At 62.5% G+C, this 18,999-nt stretch carries 19 protein-coding genes and 1 tRNA gene; 2 read left to right on the forward strand and 18 right to left on the reverse strand.

The features are described 5' to 3' along the window. Positions 1–14: 14 nt before the first annotated feature. From CEJ42_RS15680 to gabD, 3 genes are all read right to left on the reverse strand, one after another. Entirely contained in the window at positions 15–2,174 is a 2,160-nt protein-coding gene (locus CEJ42_RS15680) for a primosomal protein N' (RefSeq protein WP_088751720.1), read from the reverse strand. A gap of 715 nt (positions 2,175–2,889) precedes the next feature. Continuing rightward, positions 2,890–3,969 carry a uroporphyrinogen decarboxylase gene (gene hemE, locus CEJ42_RS15685; RefSeq protein WP_088751868.1) on the reverse strand — a complete coding sequence of 360 codons (1,080 nt, stop codon included), beginning with the start codon at positions 3,967–3,969 and terminating at the stop codon, positions 2,890–2,892. Between the two features lie 152 nt (positions 3,970–4,121). Further along, positions 4,122–5,576, reverse strand: a complete 1,455-nt coding sequence (gabD, locus tag CEJ42_RS15690) for an NADP-dependent succinate-semialdehyde dehydrogenase (protein WP_088751721.1) — start codon at positions 5,574–5,576, stop codon at positions 4,122–4,124. Between the two features lie 251 nt (positions 5,577–5,827). On the opposite strand from gabD, the gene CEJ42_RS15695 reads away from it, so the two are divergent. Next, positions 5,828–6,616 (forward strand): transporter substrate-binding domain-containing protein, encoded by a 789-nt coding sequence (locus CEJ42_RS15695; protein ID WP_088751722.1) that lies wholly within the window; start codon positions 5,828–5,830, stop codon positions 6,614–6,616. Between the two features lie 140 nt (positions 6,617–6,756). Here CEJ42_RS15695 and CEJ42_RS15700 read toward each other — a convergent pair whose 3' ends face one another. From CEJ42_RS15700 to CEJ42_RS15755, 12 genes are all read right to left on the reverse strand, one after another. After that, positions 6,757–7,569 (reverse strand): polyphosphate kinase 2 family protein, encoded by an 813-nt coding sequence (locus tag CEJ42_RS15700; protein WP_088751723.1) that lies wholly within the window; start codon positions 7,567–7,569, stop codon positions 6,757–6,759. Positions 7,570–7,628: 59 nt separating this feature from the next. Beyond that, complete coding sequence (locus tag CEJ42_RS15705; protein WP_088751724.1) at positions 7,629–8,099, reverse strand: CoA-binding protein; 471 nt, start codon at positions 8,097–8,099, stop codon at positions 7,629–7,631. 314 nt (positions 8,100–8,413) lie between these two features. Next, positions 8,414–8,836 (reverse strand): F0F1 ATP synthase subunit epsilon, encoded by a 423-nt coding sequence (locus tag CEJ42_RS15710; RefSeq protein ID WP_079217890.1) that lies wholly within the window; start codon positions 8,834–8,836, stop codon positions 8,414–8,416. A 71-nt stretch (positions 8,837–8,907) separates the two neighbouring features. Next, complete coding sequence (atpD, locus tag CEJ42_RS15715; RefSeq protein WP_079217889.1) at positions 8,908–10,308, reverse strand: F0F1 ATP synthase subunit beta; 1,401 nt, start codon at positions 10,306–10,308, stop codon at positions 8,908–8,910. Between the two features lie 62 nt (positions 10,309–10,370). Then, positions 10,371–11,243: a F0F1 ATP synthase subunit gamma gene (atpG, locus tag CEJ42_RS15720; RefSeq protein WP_079217888.1), complete on the reverse strand. Its 873-nt coding sequence runs from the start codon at positions 11,241–11,243 to the stop codon at positions 10,371–10,373. A 30-nt stretch (positions 11,244–11,273) separates the two neighbouring features. After that, positions 11,274–12,815, reverse strand: a complete 1,542-nt coding sequence (atpA, locus tag CEJ42_RS15725) for a F0F1 ATP synthase subunit alpha (RefSeq protein WP_079217887.1) — start codon at positions 12,813–12,815, stop codon at positions 11,274–11,276. 45 nt (positions 12,816–12,860) lie between these two features. Beyond that, positions 12,861–13,394 carry a F0F1 ATP synthase subunit delta gene (locus CEJ42_RS15730; RefSeq protein WP_079217886.1) on the reverse strand — a complete coding sequence of 178 codons (534 nt, stop codon included), beginning with the start codon at positions 13,392–13,394 and terminating at the stop codon, positions 12,861–12,863. Position 13,395: 1 nt separating this feature from the next. Beyond that, the gene (locus CEJ42_RS15735) at positions 13,396–13,866 is read right to left on the reverse strand and encodes a F0F1 ATP synthase subunit B (RefSeq protein ID WP_079217885.1); all 471 of its coding nucleotides are present in this window, start codon (positions 13,864–13,866) and stop codon (positions 13,396–13,398) included. A 74-nt stretch (positions 13,867–13,940) separates the two neighbouring features. Next, a complete protein-coding gene (gene atpE, locus CEJ42_RS15740) occupies positions 13,941–14,186 on the reverse strand; it encodes a F0F1 ATP synthase subunit C (RefSeq protein ID WP_006461334.1) in 246 nt (81 codons plus the stop codon). Positions 14,187–14,264: 78 nt separating this feature from the next. Continuing rightward, positions 14,265–15,086: a F0F1 ATP synthase subunit A gene (atpB, locus tag CEJ42_RS15745; protein WP_079217884.1), complete on the reverse strand. Its 822-nt coding sequence runs from the start codon at positions 15,084–15,086 to the stop codon at positions 14,265–14,267. Further along, positions 15,083–15,427, reverse strand: coding sequence for an ATP synthase subunit I (locus CEJ42_RS15750; protein WP_079217883.1), 345 nt, complete (start codon positions 15,425–15,427; stop codon positions 15,083–15,085). Before CEJ42_RS15750 ends, atpB begins: the two co-directional genes overlap by 4 nt. Before the next feature lie 810 nt (positions 15,428–16,237). Then, a tRNA-Arg gene (locus CEJ42_RS15755) sits at positions 16,238–16,313 on the reverse strand. A 233-nt stretch (positions 16,314–16,546) separates the two neighbouring features. On the opposite strand from CEJ42_RS15755, the gene CEJ42_RS15760 reads away from it, so the two are divergent. Beyond that, on the forward strand, positions 16,547–17,128 hold the full coding sequence (locus CEJ42_RS15760) for a c-type cytochrome (protein WP_079217882.1): 582 nt from the start codon (positions 16,547–16,549) through the stop codon (positions 17,126–17,128). Between the two features lie 65 nt (positions 17,129–17,193). Here CEJ42_RS15760 and CEJ42_RS15765 read toward each other — a convergent pair whose 3' ends face one another. From CEJ42_RS15765 to CEJ42_RS15775, 3 genes are all read right to left on the reverse strand, one after another. After that, positions 17,194–17,919: a YiaD family glycine zipper/OmpA-like lipoprotein gene (locus tag CEJ42_RS15765; RefSeq protein ID WP_088751725.1), complete on the reverse strand. Its 726-nt coding sequence runs from the start codon at positions 17,917–17,919 to the stop codon at positions 17,194–17,196. Between the two features lie 206 nt (positions 17,920–18,125). Continuing rightward, positions 18,126–18,563: a hypothetical protein gene (locus tag CEJ42_RS15770; RefSeq protein WP_088751726.1), complete on the reverse strand. Its 438-nt coding sequence runs from the start codon at positions 18,561–18,563 to the stop codon at positions 18,126–18,128. Positions 18,564–18,597: 34 nt separating this feature from the next. Further along, positions 18,598–18,999, reverse strand: a complete 402-nt coding sequence (locus CEJ42_RS15775) for a phage holin family protein (RefSeq protein ID WP_088751727.1) — start codon at positions 18,997–18,999, stop codon at positions 18,598–18,600.

The raw sequence follows: 18,999 nt of genomic DNA on the forward strand, positions 1-18,999 counted from the left end.
CGCCGGGCCGGCGTTCAGATGTCGACCGGATCGACTTCCAGCGACCAGCGCGCGCGCGTCCTGATCTGCCGCAGCAGGGCCAGCCATTCCTTCAGGAAAGCCTGCAGCGCCGGGCGCGATGCGCATTCGACCAGCAGCTGGGCGCGCTCGGTATTGGCCACGCGCATCATGGTCATCGGTATCGGCTCGTTGATGGTGATGGCGGGAGCGTCGAGGATGTTCGCCGCCTCCTTCAGGAAAGCCATCGCCTGCTCCAGCTCGCGCGCCTCGGCGCGCAGCAGCGCCTGGTACATGAAGGGCGGGAAATACGCCTGGCGGCGCTCGTCCAGCAGTTCGCCGGCAAAGCCGTCGTAGTCGTGGCGCGTGACCGCCTGGTACAGCGGGTGGTGTGGATAGCGCGTCTGGATCAGCACCTCGCCCGAGCTGCCGTCGGCCGACAGCCCGGCCCGCCCGGCGCGGCCGGCCACCTGCATCAGCTGCGCGAACAGGCGCTCGCTGGCGCGGTAGTCGTGCGAGAACAGCGCGGTATCGGGGTTCATCACGCCCACCAGCGTCAGTTTTTTGAAGTCGTGCCCCTTGGCCACCATCTGGGTGCCGATCAGGATGTCCACCTCGCCGCGATGCACACTGTCGAAGGCGCTCTGGGCCGAGCCCTTCAGGCGCGTGGAATCGGCGTCGATGCGCAGCACCCGCGCCTCCGGGAAGATCGCGTGCAGCCCCTCCTCCACCCGCTGGGTGCCGCGCCCCAGCGGCTGCAGGTCGACGTTGCCGCAGGTCGGGCAGGATTTGGGGATGTGCAGCTCCAGGCTGCAATGGTGGCAGCGCAGCCGGCGCTCGGGGCGGTGCACCACCATGAAGGCGTCGCAGCGCATGCAGTTGCTGATCCAGCCGCAGGCGTCGCAGGCCAGCACCGGCGCATAGCCGCGCCGGTTCAGGAACAGCAGCGACTGTTCGCCATGCTCCAGGCGCTTGCGCACGGCGGCGATCAGGGTCGAGGTCAGGCCGTCGACCGGCTTGTCGCGCTCCATGTCGATCACCTTGACCTTGGGCAGCACCGCCTGCTGCGCCGCGCGCTGGCGCAGCTCGAGGCGGCGGTAGCGGCCGGCCTGGGCATGCTGCCAGGTCTCCAGCGACGGCGTGGCCGAGCCCAGCACCACCGGGATGCCGAGCTGGTGCGCGCGCCAGACCGCGAGGTCGCGCGCCGAGTAGCGCAGGCCCTCCTGCTGCTTGTACGAAGGGTCGTGCTCCTCGTCGATGACGATCAGCTTCAGGTGCGGTAGCGACGACAGGATCGCCAGGCGCGTGCCCAGCACGATATGCGCCTGGCCCAGGTGGGCCGCCAGCCAGTTGCGGGCGCGCTCGCCCTCGGCCAGGCCGCTGTGCAGCGCCACCACGTTGAGGTGCGGGAAGCGCGCGCGGATGTTGCCTTCGAGCTGGGGCGTCAGGTTGATTTCCGGCACCAGCACCAGGATCTGCGCCGGCGGGCCGTCCTGCGGCGGCCGGCCGTCTGCCTGCGCGGCATCGGCCGCGCGCCGCAGGATGGCGGCGGCGGCTTGCAGGTAGACCTCGGTCTTGCCGCTGCCGGTGACGCCGTACAGCAGCAGCGGCGCGAACGCATCGGCGCCGGCGATGGCATCGACCGCCTCCTGCTGGGCGGCGTTCAGCGACGGCGCGGGGCCGAACTGCATGGGATCGGGCAAGGCCTGCGGCTGTTCTGCGGCCGGCAGCTCGGCCGGATCAACCGGCTCGGCCCCGGCGGACCTGGCTTTGGCCTTGCGCTTCTTCGGCGCGGGCGTCTTGTCCAGGGCCTTGAGCGCCTTGTCCAGCGCCACCGTGGTCAGCGCGCGCAGGTTCTTGGGCAGGCCGGGCAGCATCACCTCGCCCAGCGGACGCTGGTAATAGTCGGCGGCAAAGCCGCACAGCGCCAGCCAGTGCGCCGACAGCGGCGCCATCTGGCGCCGCACGGCAATGACGTTCTTGATCTTGTCGGCGCCCAGCTCGCTGGCCTGGACATGGCCGACCACCACGCCGACCGCCTCGCGCCTGCCGAAAGGCACCACGACCAGATGACCGATGGCGGGAATCGCCTCGCCCTCTTCCTGCGGCCGCCAACAATAATCGAAGACGGTATGCAAGGGGGTATCGAGGGCGATCTGGAGGATGCGTTGTTCCACGAACTTAATGTAATTCCTGAAAAACCGGGCTAACTATTGGTTTCATTGGTATTTTTTGAGCTATCCACAAATACTGTGGATAACTTTGGGGACAAATCGCTATTGACAGGCCCTGCCTCAAGCTGGGGGCCGTTTACAATGAAATGCCCAAATCCAAAGCAAAAGAATTAACCCAATAAAATCAACAACTTATATTTTTATTCCCGCGCCGGAAAAATTTTTGGCGAATTTTTTTTCGCCTGCCGCCGCGCCCCTTCGATGTGCATAAGTCCCGCCGGCGGGTACCGGTCATGGACATTTGTCAAGCCTTTGCCGACAGCGTCGCACCGGAAATTTCCTACCCGCACCTTCGTCGGTCGTCCTACAAATTTAAAGTAAAACTTCAAAAGCGGCCGTAAACGGCGGTTTCATAAGCGCTTTTGGCCTTATTCACAGTTCTTGTGGATAACTTTGTTGAAAAGTGCCTCTTGACAGCCCCGAGACCCACCAACGATGCGGTTTACAGCGAAATGCCCAAAAGCGCGGCACAAAAATACACCAATAAAATCAACAACTTAGAAATACGGCCGGACCAAACAAATCCGCATGACGATATTAGTGATTCTCAATATGGCGTCGGCCAAAAATGTGCATAAGTGGCGATCGATCTTGCCAAAAGCATCATTTTCTGCGCCAAGCCGGTTCACGCGCCATGCTGCACATGAACCGGGGGCCTTCAGGCGCGCATCGAGCGGCTGATTTCGTGCACCGCCTGCGCCAGGGTCGCCACCGCCTCGGGCGGCGTGAACTGGGAAATGCCGTGGCCGAGATTGAAGACATGGCCGCTGCCGGCGCCGGGCTTGCCGAAGGACTCCAGCAGCTTGCGCACTTCCGCCCGGATGGCGTCGTCGCCTGCGAACAGCACGTTGGGATCGAGGTTGCCCTGCAGCGCCACCTTGTCGCCCACGCGGCGACGGGCTTCGCCCAGGTTGACGGTCCAGTCCAACCCGACGGCGTCGGCGCCGATGGCGGCGATCTGCTCCAGCCACAGGCCGCCGCCCTTGGTGAAGACGATGGCGGGAATGCGCACACCGTCCTTCTCCAGCTTCAGTTGCTTCACCACCTCGGCCATGTAGGCCAGCGAGAACTGCTGGTAGATGCCATCGGCCAGGGCGCCGCCCCAGGTGTCGAAGATCATCACGGCCTGGGCGCCGGCGTCGATCTGGGCGTTCAGGTAGGCGGCGACGGCCTGGGCGTTGGTCTTCAGGATGTGGTGCATCAGGTCCGGGCGGCCGTAGAGCATGCTCTTGACCAGGCGGAAATCGTCCGAGCCGCCGCCTTCGACCATGTAGCAGGCCAGCGTCCACGGACTGCCCGAGAAGCCGATCAGCGGCACGCGGCCGTCCAGCTCGCGGCGGATCTGGGTGACGGCATTGAACACGTACTCCAGCTTGCCCAGGTCGGGCGCCTGCAGCGCCATGACCGCGGCTTCGTCACGCAAGGGGCGCTCGAACTTGGGGCCCTCGCCTTCGGCGAAGTAGAGGCCCAGGCCCATGGCGTCGGGCACGGTGAGGATGTCGGAAAACAGGATCGCGGCGTCCAGCGGGAAGCGCTCCAGCGGCTGCAGCGTGACTTCGGTGGCGTAGTCCGGATTGGTCGCCAGGCCCATGAAGGAGCCGGCGCGGGCGCGCGTGGCGCGGTATTCGGGCAGGTAGCGGCCGGCCTGGCGCATCAGCCACAGCGGCGTGTATTCGGTGGGCTGGCGCAGCAGCGCGCGCAGGAAAGTATCGTTTTTCAGCGGGGCAAATTGAGACATGGGATCGACCTGGAAGCTATCGTGCGTCAATCCGCCATTATCTCATCCAACGCGCAGCGCTTCCGGCCTAATTGTCGGTATAGCCCTGCGCTGATATTGACGCAGGTCGTGGCGGGCCGTTTTTGACTCCGCCACGGCCTGCGCGAGCCGCCTCAAATGCCGCCCATGCACAGGTACTTGATGACGAGGTAATCGTCCAGGCCGTAGTGCGAACCCTCCCGCCCCAGGCCGGACTGCTTGACGCCGCCGAACGGCGCCACCTCGTTGGACACCAGGCCGGTATTGATGCCGACCATGCCCGACTCCAGGCCTTCGGCCACGCGCCAGATGCGGCCGATGTCGCGCGAATAGAAATAGCTGGCCAGGCCGAACTCGGTATCGTTGGCCAGCGCGACGGCTTCTTCATCGGTCTTGAAACGGAACAGCGGCGCCATCGGGCCGAAGGTTTCCTCGCGCGCCACGCGCATGTCCGGCGTGACGTCGGCCAGCACGGTGGGCTCGAAGAAGGTGCCGCCCAGCGCATGACGCTTGCCGCCCAACAGCACCCGCGCGCCCTTGCCGGTGGCGTCGGCCAGGTGTTGCTCGACCTTCTTCACCGCGTCCTCGTTGATCAGCGGCCCTTGCGTGACGCCGCTTTCGACGCCGTCGCCGACCTTGAGCTTCTGCACCGCCGCCACCAGCTTGGCGGCGTAGGCGTCGTAGACGCCGTCCTGCACGTAGATGCGGTTGGCGCACACGCAGGTCTGGCCGGTGTTGCGGTACTTGGAGGCGATGGTGCCCTCCACGGCCGCGTCGAGATCGGCGTCGTCGAACACGATGAAGGGCGCGTTGCCGCCCAGCTCCAGCGACAGCTTCTTGATGGTGGGCGCGGACTGCTCCATCAGCTTGCGCCCGATCTCGGTCGAGCCCGTAAACGACAGCTTGCGCACCAGCGGGTTGGCTGTCATCTCGCCGCCGATGTCGGAGGACGATCCGGTCACCACGCTGAACACGCCCTGGGGCACGCCCGCGCGCTCGGCCAGCACCGCCAGCGCCAACGCCGAGAACGGCGTGGCGCCGGCCGGCTTGAGCACCATCGGACAGCCGGCGGCCAGCGCCGGTCCGGCCTTGCGGGTGATCATCGCGGCCGGGAAATTCCACGGTGTGATCGCCGCGCACACGCCGATCGGCTCCTTGGTCACCACGATGCGGTTGCTCGCCAGCGGCGAAGGAATCACGTCGCCATAGGCGCGCTTGGCCTCTTCGCCGAACCACTCGATGAACGATGCTGCATAGCCGATCTCGCCTTTGGATTCGGCCAGCGGCTTGCCTTGCTCGGTGGTCATGATCAGGGCCAGATCGTCGGCGTTGGCCAGCATCAGCTCGCTCCATTTGCGCAGGATCTTGCCGCGCTCGGCGGCGGTCTTGGCGCGCCAGCCTTTCCAGGCGACATTGGCCGCCTCGATGGCGCGCCGGGTCTCGGCCGCGCCCATCCTGGGCACCGTGCCCACGACCTGGCCGTTGGCGGGATTGCTGACGGTAGTGGTCTCGCCGCTGTCGGCGTCGACCCACTTGCCGTCCAGATAGGCTTGCTGGCGCAGCAGCGCCGCATCGTTGAGCTTGATCATCTGTTCTCCCTGCATGGCTGACGGTTGCGCATGTCCGGCTGCGGCTGCGGATACGGCTGCAGGCGCGCCGGCGCTCGTCTGGTTTAGTAAGCCGCGCCGGGGATGAGTTCAGAAACGGCGCGTTGTCCTACGAAAGGAAGGCCGGTTTTGCTATGATCGTCGGGCTGCTCAAGAACGCAGACGGCGCCACAGAAAACCGGTCAACGATAAACCGCGCCGCATTGCCAAAATATCAATCAGGAGACAAGTTCATGAAGAAGTTCATCGGCGCCGCGCTGCTGGCCGCCCTCGCCCTCGTTTCGCTGTCGCTGCGCCCGGTGCTGGCGCAGGATGCGCCGCCGTCGCGGCTCGACCAGGTCATCAAGTCCGGCAAGCTGCGCGTGTGCATGACCGGCGACTACAAGCCCTTTACCTACTACCGTGCGGACCAGACCTTCGAGGGCATGGATGTCGAACTGGCCCAATTGCTGGCCAAGTCGCTGGGCGTGGAAGCGCAGTTCGTCAAGACCACCTGGACCAACCTGATGAACGACTTCGTCGCCCAGTGCGATATCGCCATGGGCGGCGTCTCGATCACGCTGGACCGCGCGAAGAAGGCCTCCTTCTCGGCGGCCACGATGGTGGACGGCAAGGCGCCCGTGGTGCGCTGCGCCGACAAGGAGAAATTCCGCAACTTCGACATGATCGACCAGCCCGGCACGCGCGCCATCGTCAACCCCGGCGGCACCAACGAGCGCTTCGCCCGCGCCCGCTACAAGCGCGCCACGCTGACGCTGCACCCGGACAACGTCACCATCTTCCAGCAGATCGTCGACGGCCGCGCCGACGTGATGGTGACCGACGCCAGCGAAACCATGTGGCAGGCCAAGCTGCATCCCGAGCTGTGCCCGGTCAACCCCGAGCAGCCGCTGCAGTTCGCCGAGAAGGCCTACCTGCTGCCGCGCGGCGATGTGGCGTTCAAGGAGTATGTGGATACCTGGCTGCACCTGGCGAAATCGACCGGCGAGTATCAGCAGGTGTTCGACAAGTGGCTGAAATGAGCTGAACAGGGGTGAAGGGCGGATTACGCCGTCCACAAGCCAAGGCCGGCGCCAAGTGAATGGCGCCGGCCTTTTTTTTCTTCCGTCATCGCATCGGGCGGCGCTGACGATCGCCGGCAACGCAGCAATCCCGAACGCGATCAATCGAACTTGAGCTTCTTCAACTCCGGCTTCGGGTCCGGATACTTCAGCTTCAGTTTCTGCAGCGCCTCCAGCACGACATTGGCCACCACCAGGTTGCGATGCGGCTTGGAATCGGCCGGCACCACGTACCAGGGCGCATGCGCCGTGCTGGTCGCCTGCAGCGCGTTCTGGTAGACCTGCTGGTAGGCGTCCCAGTACTTGCGCTCGGCCAGGTCCTGCGGGTCGAATTTCCAGTGCTTGTCGGGATCGTCGATGCGCGACTGCAGCCGCGCCTTCTGCTCGTCCTTCGAGATGTGCAGGAAGAACTTCAGGATCACCGTGCCGGTCTCGGCCAGCATGCGTTCGAAATCGTTGATCTGGCGGTAGCGGCGCTTGCACTCCTTGTCGTCGATCCAGTCGTGGACGCGGGTGATCAGCACGTCCTCGTAGTGGCTGCGGTTGAACACCGCGATCTCGCCCGCCTGTGGCACCTGCTGGTGAATGCGCCACAGATAGTCGTGCGACAGTTCGATGGCGGTCGGCGCCTTGAAATTGGCGATGCGGATGCCCTGCGGATTCACGCCGGCAAACACATCGTTGACGGTACCGTCCTTGCCGCTGGTGTCCATCCCCTGCAGGATCACCAGCAGCTTGTGCTTGCGGCCGGCGTAGAGCATCTGTTGCTGCTCGCCGATGGCCGCGGCCAGGCGCGCAGCCTCGGCGCGGTCCTTGTCCTTGTCGCCCTGCGACAGCGGCTTTTGCGTGGCGCCCTCATCCTTGACGAGGGTCTTCGGTCCGACGATGAATTGCGGGGCGATCTTCTTTGCCATGGTGTCTCTCGTGGTGTTGTTGTCGTGGATGTCTCACCGGCAGCTGGCTGCCGCGGCGCTCAGAGCACGCCGAGGAAATTGCCCATACGGTGCTCGATCTTGATGCACTTGTCCATGATCACCTTCAAGCCGGCCGCGCGCGCTTTGGCCGCGGCTTCGTCGTGGAATATCTCCAGCTGCATCCACACGCATTCGGCGCCGATGGCGATGGCGTCGTCGACCACCGGCGGGATGTCGGACGATTTGCGGAAGCAGTCGACGATGGAGATGCGCAGCCCCTCCTGCGCAAGCGCTGCATTGGCCTCCTGCAGCGTGGCGTGGCAATGCTCGCCGAGGATGGTCTGGCCCGCGTACATGGGATTGACCGCGACGATGCGGTAGCCGGCCGCCTGCATGTAGGCGGCGACGTCGTAGCTGGCGCGCTCGGGACGATTGGACAGCCCGACCACGGCGATCACCGGCTTGCCGCCGGCGCGGGGTGAAACCTGCTGGTTGCTGACGGTGCTGGCAGTGCTGGCGGATGGCGTCATCCGGGTTCTCCTGTGGGGTTCCGGCCTCGCGCGCCGGGGGGACGCATGTTGACCGATATTATCTAAAGGATTTGCGCGCGGCGATTTGGTTCGCCGCATGGGCGTATTCCCGCGTGACTTCACGATGTCGCCGGATCGCAGAACGGCGGGTGACCCGGCTCACGGCGCAGCGCATGGGAGCACTTTATCCGAAAGCGGGATCGCCGACAGGAAGCACCCCGCAACGAACGGCCCGCCAATGAAAAAAGGCAGCCGAGGCTGCCTTTCTTGATCTGTTGCTTTGCCTGCCGCGCAAACGGAGGCACGCCGACGAATCAGCGCTTCTGACGCAACTTCTGGATCGCTGCCAGCTGTGCCACGGCCGCGGCCAGTTCGGCCTGGGCTGCGGCGTAGTCGATCTTGGAATCGCGATTGGCCAGCGCTTCTTCCGCCAGTTTCTTCGCTTCAGCCGCCTTGGCTTCATCCAGATCGGCACCGCGGATCGCGGTGTCGGCCAGCACGGTCACGGCGTCCGGCTGAACTTCCAGCAGGCCGCCCGCCACGAACACGAACTCGTCAGTCGCCTGACCCGGCACCTTGATACGGACGGCACCCGGCTTGATGCGCGTGATCAGCGGCGTGTGGCGGGGATAGATACCCAGCTCGCCCGCTTCACCCGGCAACGCGACGAATTCAGCCTCGCCGGAGAAGATCGCCTCTTCCGCCGAAACCACGTCCACTTGAATAGTATGTGCCATGTCGTTTCCTAGTCGATTGACCGCCTCCGGCATATCAATGCACGGAGGCGGCGCCGAAAATCAATGAATGCTTAGTTGATCTTCTTGGCTTTTTCGATTGCTTCTTCGATCGTGCCGACCATGTAGAACGCTTGTTCCGGCAGGTGATCGAGTTCGCCGCTGGCGATCATCTTGAAGCCCTTGATCGTGTCCTTCAGCGAAACGTACTTGCCCGGCGAACCGGTGAACACTTCAGCGACGTGGAACGGCTGCGACAGGAAACGCTGCATCTTACGAGCACGCGCCACCAGCAGCTTGTCTTCCGGAGCCAGTTCGTCCATGCCCAGAATCGCGATGATGTCACGCAGTTCCTTGTAGCGCTGCAGGGTGCCCTGAACAGCGCGTGCGGTCTCGTAGTGCTCCTGGCCGACCACTTGCGGGTCCAGCTGGCGCGAGGTCGAGTCCAGCGGATCCACTGCGGGGTAGATACCCAGCGAAGCGATGTCACGCGACAGAACGACGGTCGAGTCCAAGTGGGCGAAGGTGGTTGCCGGCGACGGGTCGGTCAAGTCATCCGCAGGGACGTACACGGCCTGGATCGAGGTGATCGAACCGGTCTTGGTCGAGGTGATACGCTCTTGCAGGCGGCCCATTTCTTCGGCCAGCGTCGGCTGGTAGCCCACGGCGGAAGGCATACGGCCCAGCAGCGCGGACACTTCGGTACCGGCCAGGGTGTAACGGTAGATGTTGTCGACGAAGAACAGAACGTCCTTGCCTTCATCGCGGAAGCCTTCAGCGATGGTCAGGCCGGTCAGCGCGACGCGCAGACGGTTGCCCGGCGGTTCGTTCATCTGGCCGTAGACCATGGCAACCTTGGAGTTTTCCGGGTTTTCCAGGTCCACCACCTTGGCTTCTGCCATTTCGTGGTAGAAGTCGTTACCTTCACGGGTACGCTCACCAACACCGGCGAACACGGACAGACCGCTGTGCGCCTTGGCGATGTTGTTGATCAGTTCCATCATGTTCACGGTCTTGCCCACGCCGGCGCCGCCGAACAGGCCGACCTTACCGCCCTTGGCAAACGGGCACACCAGGTCGATCACCTTGATGCCGGTTTCCAGCAGCTCTTGCGACGGCGACAGTTCGTCGTACGCGGGAGCCTTGCGGTGGATCGAAGCGGTCTGGTCGTGAGCGACCGGGCCACATTCGTCGATCGGGTTGCCCAGCACGTCCATGATGCGGCCCAGGGTCGCCTTGCCGACCGGCACGGTGATTGCCTTGCCGGTGTTCGTGATGGTCAGGCCGCGGCGCAGACCGTCCGACGAACCGAGCGCAATGGTACGAACCACGCCGTCGCCCAGCTGTTGCTGAACTTCCAGGGTCAGTTCCGAACCTTCCAATTTCAAGGCATCGTAAACCTTGGGCATCGCGTCGCGCGGAAACTCCACGTCCACCACAGCGCCGATACACTGAACGATTTTGCCATCAGCCATTTTCGTTCCTTCAATAGATAAAATTTAAATTCTGTTTCGCATCGCTGCGTTACGTCAGATGATCAGCCGACCGCGGCCGCACCGGCCACGATTTCCGACAGCTCTTTGGTAATCGCTGCCTGGCGGGTCTTGTTGTAGACCAGCTTGAGCTCGCCGATCACGCTACCAGCGTTGTCGCTTGCCGCCTTCATCGCCACCATGCGCGCCGATTGCTCGGACGCCATGTTTTCTGCGACGGCTTGATAGATCAGTGCTTCGACGTAACGCACCAGCAGTTCGTCCACCACGGATTGCACATCGGGCTCGTAGATGTAGTCCCAGGAGTGCGCACCCTCGTCAGCTTTCAGCTTGTCGCTGGACAGCGGCAGCAGTTGCTGCAGGGTGGCTTCCTGCTTCATCGTGTTGATGAACTTGGTGTACACCAGGTACACCGCGTCCAGCTTGCCTTCCTGGTAAGCGTCGAGCAGCACCTTGACGGGGCCGATCAGCTTTTCCAGGTGAGGCGTATCGCCCAATTGCGTCACGTTGGCGGCAACGCGTGCGCCGATACGATTCAGAAAACCCAGACCCTTGTTGCCAATGGCAACGGATTCGATCGCCAGCCCCTGGCTCTCCAGTTCGCGCATCTTCGCTGTCACCAGCCGCAGCGAGTTGGTGTTCATGCCACCGCACAGACCCTTGTCGGTCGTCACGATGATGAAACCAACACGCTTGGCCGTATCCTGCTTGACCATGAAGGGGTGCACGTATTCCGGATTGGCCTGCGACAGGTTGGCCGCAATGTTGCGGATCTTGTCGCTGTACGGGCGGGCTGCGTGCATCCGATCCTGCGCCTTGCGCATTTTGGATGCCGCGACCATTTCCATCGCCTTGGTGATCTTCTTCGTATTTTCTACGCTCTTGATCTTGCCACGTATCTCTTTACCTGTAGCCATGAGTAAGACTCCTTATAGCTTCAGTAAAAATTAGTACGCGCCGGATTTCTTGAAGTCAGCGATGGCGGCTGCCAGTGCTGCTTCAGCATCCTTATCCAGTTGCTTGGTGTCTTCGATCTTCTTCAACAGGTCGGCGTGGCTGGTCTTCACGAAGTTGTGCAGACCGGCTTCGAAGGCCAGGATCTTCTTCACTTCGATGTCGTCCATGTAGCCCTTGTTCACGGCGAACAGGGTCACGGCCATGATGGAGATCGATTGCGGAGCGTACTGCGACTGCTTCAGCAGTTCGGTCACGCGTGCGCCACGATCCAGTTGCTTGCGGGTTGCCGCATCCAGGTCCGAAGCGAACTGCGCGAAGGCTGCCAGTTCACGGTACTGTGCCAGGTCGGTACGGATACCGCCGGACAGGCCCTTGATGACCTTGGTCTGGGCAGCGCCACCGACGCGCGACACCGAGATACCGGCGTTGATCGCAGGACGGATACCGGCGTTGAACAGCGAAGTTTCCAGGAAGATCTGGCCGTCGGTGATCGAGATCACGTTGGTCGGAACGAAGGCGGACACGTCGCCGGCTTGCGTTTCGATGATCGGCAGCGCGGTCAGCGAACCGGTCTTGCCGGTGACTTCGCCGTTGGTGAACTTCTCGACGTAGTCGGCGTTCACGCGGGCAGCACGTTCCAGCAGGCGGCTGTGCAGGTAGAACACGTCGCCAGGATAAGCTTCGCGGCCCGGCGGACGGCGCAGCAGCAGCGAGACCTGACGGTAAGCGACGGCTTGCTTGGACAGATCGTCATACACGATCAGGGCGTCTTGACCGCGATCGCGGAAGTATTCGCCCATGGTGCAACCCGAATAAGCCGAGACGTATTGCATCGCTGCCGATTCGGAAGCGGTTGCCGCCACGACGATGGTGTACTCCATCGCGCCGTGCTCTTCCAGCGCGCGCACCACGTTCTTGACCGAGGAAGCCTTCTGGCCGATCGCGACGTAGATGCAGGTCATGTTCTGACCCTTTTGATTGATGATGGCGTCGATCGCAACAGCGGTCTTGCCGGTCTGGCGGTCGCCGATGATCAGCTCACGCTGGCCGCGGCCAACGGGGACCATCGAGTCGATCGACTTCAGGCCGGTTTGCATCGGCTGCGAAACCGATTCACGGGCGATAACGCCCGGCGCGATCTTTTCGATCGGAGCGGTCAGCTTGGCGTTGATCGGGCCCTTGCCGTCGATCGGCTGACCCAGGGCGTTGACCACACGGCCGCGCAGTTCGGGGCCGATCGGCACTTCCAGGATACGGCCGGTGCACTTGACGGTGTCACCTTCGGAAATGTGTTCGTACTCGCCCAGGATAACGGCGCCGACCGAGTCGCGCTCCAGGTTCAGCGCCAGGCCGAAGGTGTTACCCGGGAATTCCAGCATCTCACCTTGCATCACGTCGGACAGACCATGGATACGGCAGATACCGTCGGACACGGAAATGACCGTGCCTTGATTGCGAATCTCAGCGGAATCGCCAAGGCCTTGGATCCGGCTCTTGATCAGCTCGCTGATTTCAGATGCGTTGAGTTGCATACTAACTCCTAAAAATTGTTCTTTCGCTTAGCCAGGCTCGGGCAATTACGCGGCCAGAGCAGCATGCAGCTGCTGCAGTTTCGCGCGCACGGAGGTATCGAACACTTCGTCGCCGACCACGACACGCACGCCGCCGATCAGGCTGTCGTCCACCGTCACCGAAGGGTTCAGCTTGCGGCCGAACTTCTTCTCCAGCGAGGAGACCACATCCTTGACCTGCGCATCGCTCAGCGCGAAGGCGCTGGTGATGTACGCGTCTGCCGAACCTTCCTGGGCGTTCTTGAGCTCATGGAACTGTTCGGCGATCTGCGGCAGCAGGACCAGGCGGCCGTTGTCGATCAGCGTCTTGACGAAATTCTGCGCCTCGACGGAGAGCGGGGTCTTCACGGCTGCGGTAAACACTTCGACCAGCTTGGCGTGCGAAACGGAAGGATTGTGCGCGAGATCTTTGAGCTCGGGATGCGCTGCCACCTGGGCCATCTCGGTGATGAGATCGGACCAGGCTGCCAGGCTGCCTGCCTTGGCCACACGGAACAGGGCTTCAGCGTAAGGGCGAGCGATCGTTACGAGTTCGGCCATATTACAGCTCTGTCTTCAGTTGGTTCAGCAGGTCGGCGTGCGCAGCGGCGTTCACTTCGCGCTTGAGGATCTGTTCCGCGCCCTTGACTGCCAGCGTAGCGACTTCGCCGCGCAGTTCTTCGCGCGCCTTGTTCACTTGCTGTTCAGCGTCGGCACGGGCAGCGGCGACGATGCGGGCAGCCTCGTCGGCAGCCGTCTTCTTCGCCTCTTCGATGATCAGCTGAGCGCGCTTTTCGGCGTCGCCGATACGCTTCTGGCCTTCATCGCGAGCCGTTGCCAGTTCGCCCTGGATGCGCTTTTCGGCGGCGGCCAGATCGGCCTTGCCGCGGTCGGCAGCTGCCAGACCGTCCGCAATCTTCTTGGCGCGTTCGTCGAGCGCCTTGATCAACGGCGGCCACACGAATTTCATCGTGAAGCCGGCGAGGATGAAGAAGACCACGAACTGCGCAATCAATGTTGCATTTAAGTTCACGGTAATTCCCTTCTCATAATAACAAGTGCCGGAACCAATCGTCCGGCAGGTGAGAGTCGGCTATGAAGCCCGAATTACTTGGCGATGAACGGATTTGCGAATGCGAACAGCATGGCGATACCAACACCGATCAGGAACGCAGCGTCGATCAGGCCGGCCAGCAGGAACATCTTGGTTTGCAGGGTGTTCATCAGTTCAGGCTGACGTGCGGATGCTTCGAGGTACTTACCGCCCATGATCGCGATACCGATACAAGCGCCGATAGCACCCAGGCCAATGATCAAACCGCAAGCCAAAGCAACGAAAGAGACATCAGTCATGACAATTCCTTAGAAAAGTTAAGTTAATACAAAAAATCAAAAAACAAACTGAAAAAACAGGTACTGCAAGCCTTGTTGTTAGTGCGCTTCGTGCGCCTGGCCCAGGTAAACCAGTGTCAACATCATGAAGATGAATGCTTGGAGCAGCACGATCAGGATGTGGAAAATTGCCCAGATAGAACCAGCGATCACGTGACCAATGAAGCCGAATGCGGTCGCGGTCGATCCCAGCAATGCGATCAGCAGGAACAACAGTTCGCCTGCATACATGTTGCCGAACAGTCGCATGCCCAGGGACACGGTCTTGGCGGCGAATTCGATGATGTTGAGCAGCAGGTTGAACGGAGCCAGCCAGATGCCGAACGGTGCAGCAAACAGTTCGTGGATGAAGCCGCCCGCGCCCTTGATCTTGACGCTGTAGTACAGCATCAGGGCCAGCACGCCCAGGGCGATGCCCAGGGTGCCGTTCAGGTCGGCGGTCGGAACGATGCGGTGGTGCATTTCACCCATGCCGAAGATGCGGAAGATGCCCGAAGCCAGGTCGACCGGCAGGAAGTCCAGCGAGTTCATCAGGGCCACCCAGATGAACACGGTCAGCGCCACCGGAGCGATAAAGCTGCGGTCGCCGTGCACGATGGCCTTGGACTGGTCTTCGACCATCTCGACCACCATCTCGACGAAGGCCTGGAAGCGGCCCGGCACGCCCGAGGTTGCCTTGCGGGCAGCCAGGAACATGAAGAAGCATGCGATGACGCCACAGAACACGGACCAGAACACGGTATCCATGTTGATGATGGAGAAATCGACGATCTTGGTTTGGTGATGCGTGGAGAGGTGTCCGAGGTGGTGGACGATGTATTCGGAGGCTGTTGGCGCGTGCTCAGCGGCTTCTACGGTCATGGTCGGTGTCTAAACAGTAAAATGAAATAACTCTTAAGCACCACGATGAAGCTCAGCACGAATGCGAGCCAGTTGACACCGTGGTACAACCAAACGATCGCCCCCATGAGTGCGAAAGTCGTAGCAATCTTGAAAAATTCCCCGAAGAAAAACGTCATCGGGTTGGTACCACCAGGCTTACGTGCGCTGACGTAGAGTCGCAAGGCAAACAGGGCATTCGGAACCAGACAGCAAATCCCGCCCAAGAGTGCGGACCATAGCGCCGGAAGTCCGCCCAACATGCCTGCAACGAGTGCAGCGACGACTGTGGTTACGAGCTGCAAAAGGATGATGCGCAGCATATATATCCAATATCGTGCATGCGCCGCACCCATTACGAGCGTACGGCAGCTTAAAAGCCCGGCGATTATAAAGGTTCGTTTTCCGGTTCGTCAAACCTTTTACAGCCAGATCGCTGCGTTATCTCAGCCATTTATAGGTGAGATGTGGCAAATAGTCTGCGACTTCGATTTTCCGCATTGCAGCAAACCAAATCCGGCTTGCCCGCATCGGAATGCGGCACGGGGAAAGCGAGGCCATGGCGTGTTTCTCACCCGGCGCGCACCTGCCGCCGCCGCACTTCCGCCGTCCGGGAATGTAGCCCCGGCACCGGGCCGGATCCGCAAACAGCGCCCAATTTAATCAATATCCGGACGACGCGCCAGAGAAAAATCGAGCAAATTCAATGATTTACAGCCCTCGATCAGGCGCTCGCAATCGTTCAAATGCGTTTCTTACAAGCCGTCAGGAAAACCGGAGTCATCAGACGACCTAGCTCGCTTTTTCGGCGAATCATGCTGCAGCACAGCGTAGCCGGCACGCCGCGGCCGCATCTTAATAGGGAGCCCGCGCCCATGTCGTAGAAATACGGCATTCGCGAACGCAGGGCGCCATGCACTCCTCTCGCCTTGCGGGCGCAAGCCTTGATGTCGCGCAAAGCGGCGCATGCTGCACGGCGGCATCATCACTCCCTTGTACGGAAGGCACTTTGTCCCGCGCGATGCGCAGGCGGATTGTCGACGTCGGAAAGATTTGTATTGCCGCGACGAAGAGAAACGAATCCGGCATGCAGCCTGCAAACCGGATTATTCTTTATCTGCGCGGGGGGATGGTGGCGCGGCTGGCGGGGATCGAACCCACGACCCTTGGCTTCGGAGGCCAATACTCTATCCACTGAGCTACAGCCGCATCATGGGGGTAACCCCAAGGAGGCCTGAAGGATACCGGTTTTCCCTTGGGCCGTCCATGCTGACGGGGAGTTTTTCCGTGTCAAACGGAAAGCATTGTGACTATAATCAAGAGTTCGGCGAGAGAGCGCAATGAAAGCCCTGCCTGATCCTAGTTCCACGCAATGCCAGGCGATACAAAGGGAACCGACGTTTTCCGCCCCAATTTCGAGGAAACATTAAGGAGGGACGCTAATGAGCTCTGCTCATCAAGAACACGAGTCGGCAATCAAGACTCCCAAGCAGTTGATCGCAGCAGTCGTCGCAGGTTTTCTGGTTCCCATCGTCTGTATCGTGCTGCTGGTCCAGTATGTGACCAACGGCCAGAAGACAGGGGCCGGCTCGGATGGACAAACTCCCGAAATGATCGCCGCGCGCATCAAGCCCGTGGCCGACGATGGCTTCACCTTCCGTGACGCCAACACTCCCAAACAGCTCCAGACCGGCGAAGAAGTCTTCAAGTCCACCTGCGCCGCCTGCCACGCCGCCGGTGTCGCCGGCGCCCCCAAGGTCGGCGACGAAGCCGCCTGGAAGGCCCGTCTCGCCGAAGGCTACGACACCCTGGTCTCGCACGCCATCAATGGCCTGCGCGCGATGCCCGCCAAGGGCGGCAACCCTGACCTGGACGATGTCGAGATCCAGCGCACCGTGGTCTACATGGCCAACCAGTCCGGCGCCAAGTTCAAGGAACCGGAAGTCAAGGCGCCAGCCGCACCTGCCGCAGGCGAAGGCGCCGCAGCGCCGGCCGAAGCCCCCGCTGCCGCACCGGCCAAGTAAGCTCGACGCATCATGAAAAAAGCCCCGATTGTTCGGGGCTTTTTTCGTTGTCCGCTCGGGCTTCTTCAATAACGCTGCGGAGGCGGTGGCGGCGGGTAGTTGCCCGGCGCGTAGCCGGCCGGCGGCTGCTGCGGCTGCGCGGCCTGTTGTTCCGCCACGAAGATTTCCACGCGACGGTTCTTGGCGCGATTGGCGTCCGAGGTGTTGGGCACCAGCGGCTCGTGCGAACCGCGTCCCTGGATGCTGAAGCGACCTGCGGCCACGCCGCGTGTGGTCAGGTAATCGCGCGTGCGCGCGGCGCGCTGGCTCGAGAGCGGATCGTTGATCGCATCGCTGCCGGTATTGTCGGTATGGCCGACGATGGTGACCGTGGTGGCGGGGTTTTCCGCCAGCGTCGCGGCGAAGCGGTCCAGCACCGGACGCAGGTCGGGCTTGATGTCGGCGCGGCCGGTATCGAAGGAAATGTCGCTGGGGATCTCGAGCTTCAGGCGGTTGTCGGCAGTCTGGGTGACCTGCACACCGGTGCCCTGGGTGGCCTGCTCCATGGCACGTTTCTGGTTTTCCATCCGGTTGGACCAGATGTTGCCGGCCACGGCGCCGATCGCGCCGCCGATGGCCGCGCCGCCCAGCGCGCGCCCGCCGCCGCCACCGCCGGTGGCGGCCCCGAGGATGCCGCCGATGCCTGCACCGATACCCGCGCCGGTCGCCGTGCCGCGTTGCGTCTGGCTCATGTCGGCGCAACCGGAAATGGCCAGCGCCCCGGCCACTGCCACGATCGATAATGTCTTCATGTGATGTCCTTTCTTGCCTTCTCAGCGTTGTTGTACAGGCCCTGCGGCCGGTCTGATTCAGAGCCTCGCCAAGGCTAATATGTTCCGTCTGCGCCGTGGCATTCTGTAACACAAAAAAACAAAGGCACCCGGAGAACCGGATGCCTTTGGATACCTTTGCCTTTGGATGCTTTTGCGAGAAGGACTGGACGATGTCGCGGGTCGCTTTACTCCTCGTGCGGCCCTGTTGCTTCCGGCAGGCCGGGCCCGGCTTCGCCGGACTGGCCGCCGCGCTGGGTGAAGTAGTAGGCCAGTCCGCCGACCGCCGCAATGATGCCGCCGTACATCAGCGGCTTGCGCAGCCAGCGGCGCGACAGCAGCGACGCCCCCGTCATCAGCAGCGGCGTCACCGACTGCAGGTTCAGGTTGGCGAAGCTGCCGCCGGCCAGCGACTTGATCGATTGCACCGTCTTGCCGCCGCCGACGAAGGACGCGGCGAAATGCCCGACGCGGCTCAAGGCGCCTTTGGCCAGGGATTCGGCGCTCAGGTTTTCACGCACCACCTGGCGCGCTTCCATCACGCCCAGGCGATACAACGCGCCCTGCGCCAGCACCTTGCGCTTGCGCTCCTCATGGGTCATGCCGTCATGTGGGTCTGTTTGCATGCGTCTCCCCAGGATAATCGGTACGCTCACCCGCTCAGAGCAGGGCGTCGCGGTCCTTGCGCAACTCGGCCATGGTGGCGGGCAACGACAGCTTGCCCTGCATCAGCACCGAACGCGCGTAAAACACCAGGGCCACCGTGGCCGCGCTGAAGACGAATCCCAGCAGCGCCAGAATCTTCCAGCCCCAGGTGTCCCAGGCCAGCAGCACGATCAGCACCGACCAGAAGGCGACCGCGAACCACAGCGCGACCGCCGCCAGCACGAAGATGACAGCGAACCGGACCAGATGGGCGCCGATCTCCGACATCTCGAGAGACGCCAGTTCGATGCGGCTGATGATGAGTCCGAGCAGGTTCTTGGCCAGGCCCAGAAGGCCGGCGGTCAGCCCCGGATTGGCGGGCTGGGCCGGCGGCCCATCCTTGTGCGCGGTCGCCAT

The organism is Herbaspirillum robiniae, assembly GCF_002213415.1.
GTDB classification, from domain to species: Bacteria; Pseudomonadota; Gammaproteobacteria; order Burkholderiales; family Burkholderiaceae_D; genus Herbaspirillum; species Herbaspirillum robiniae.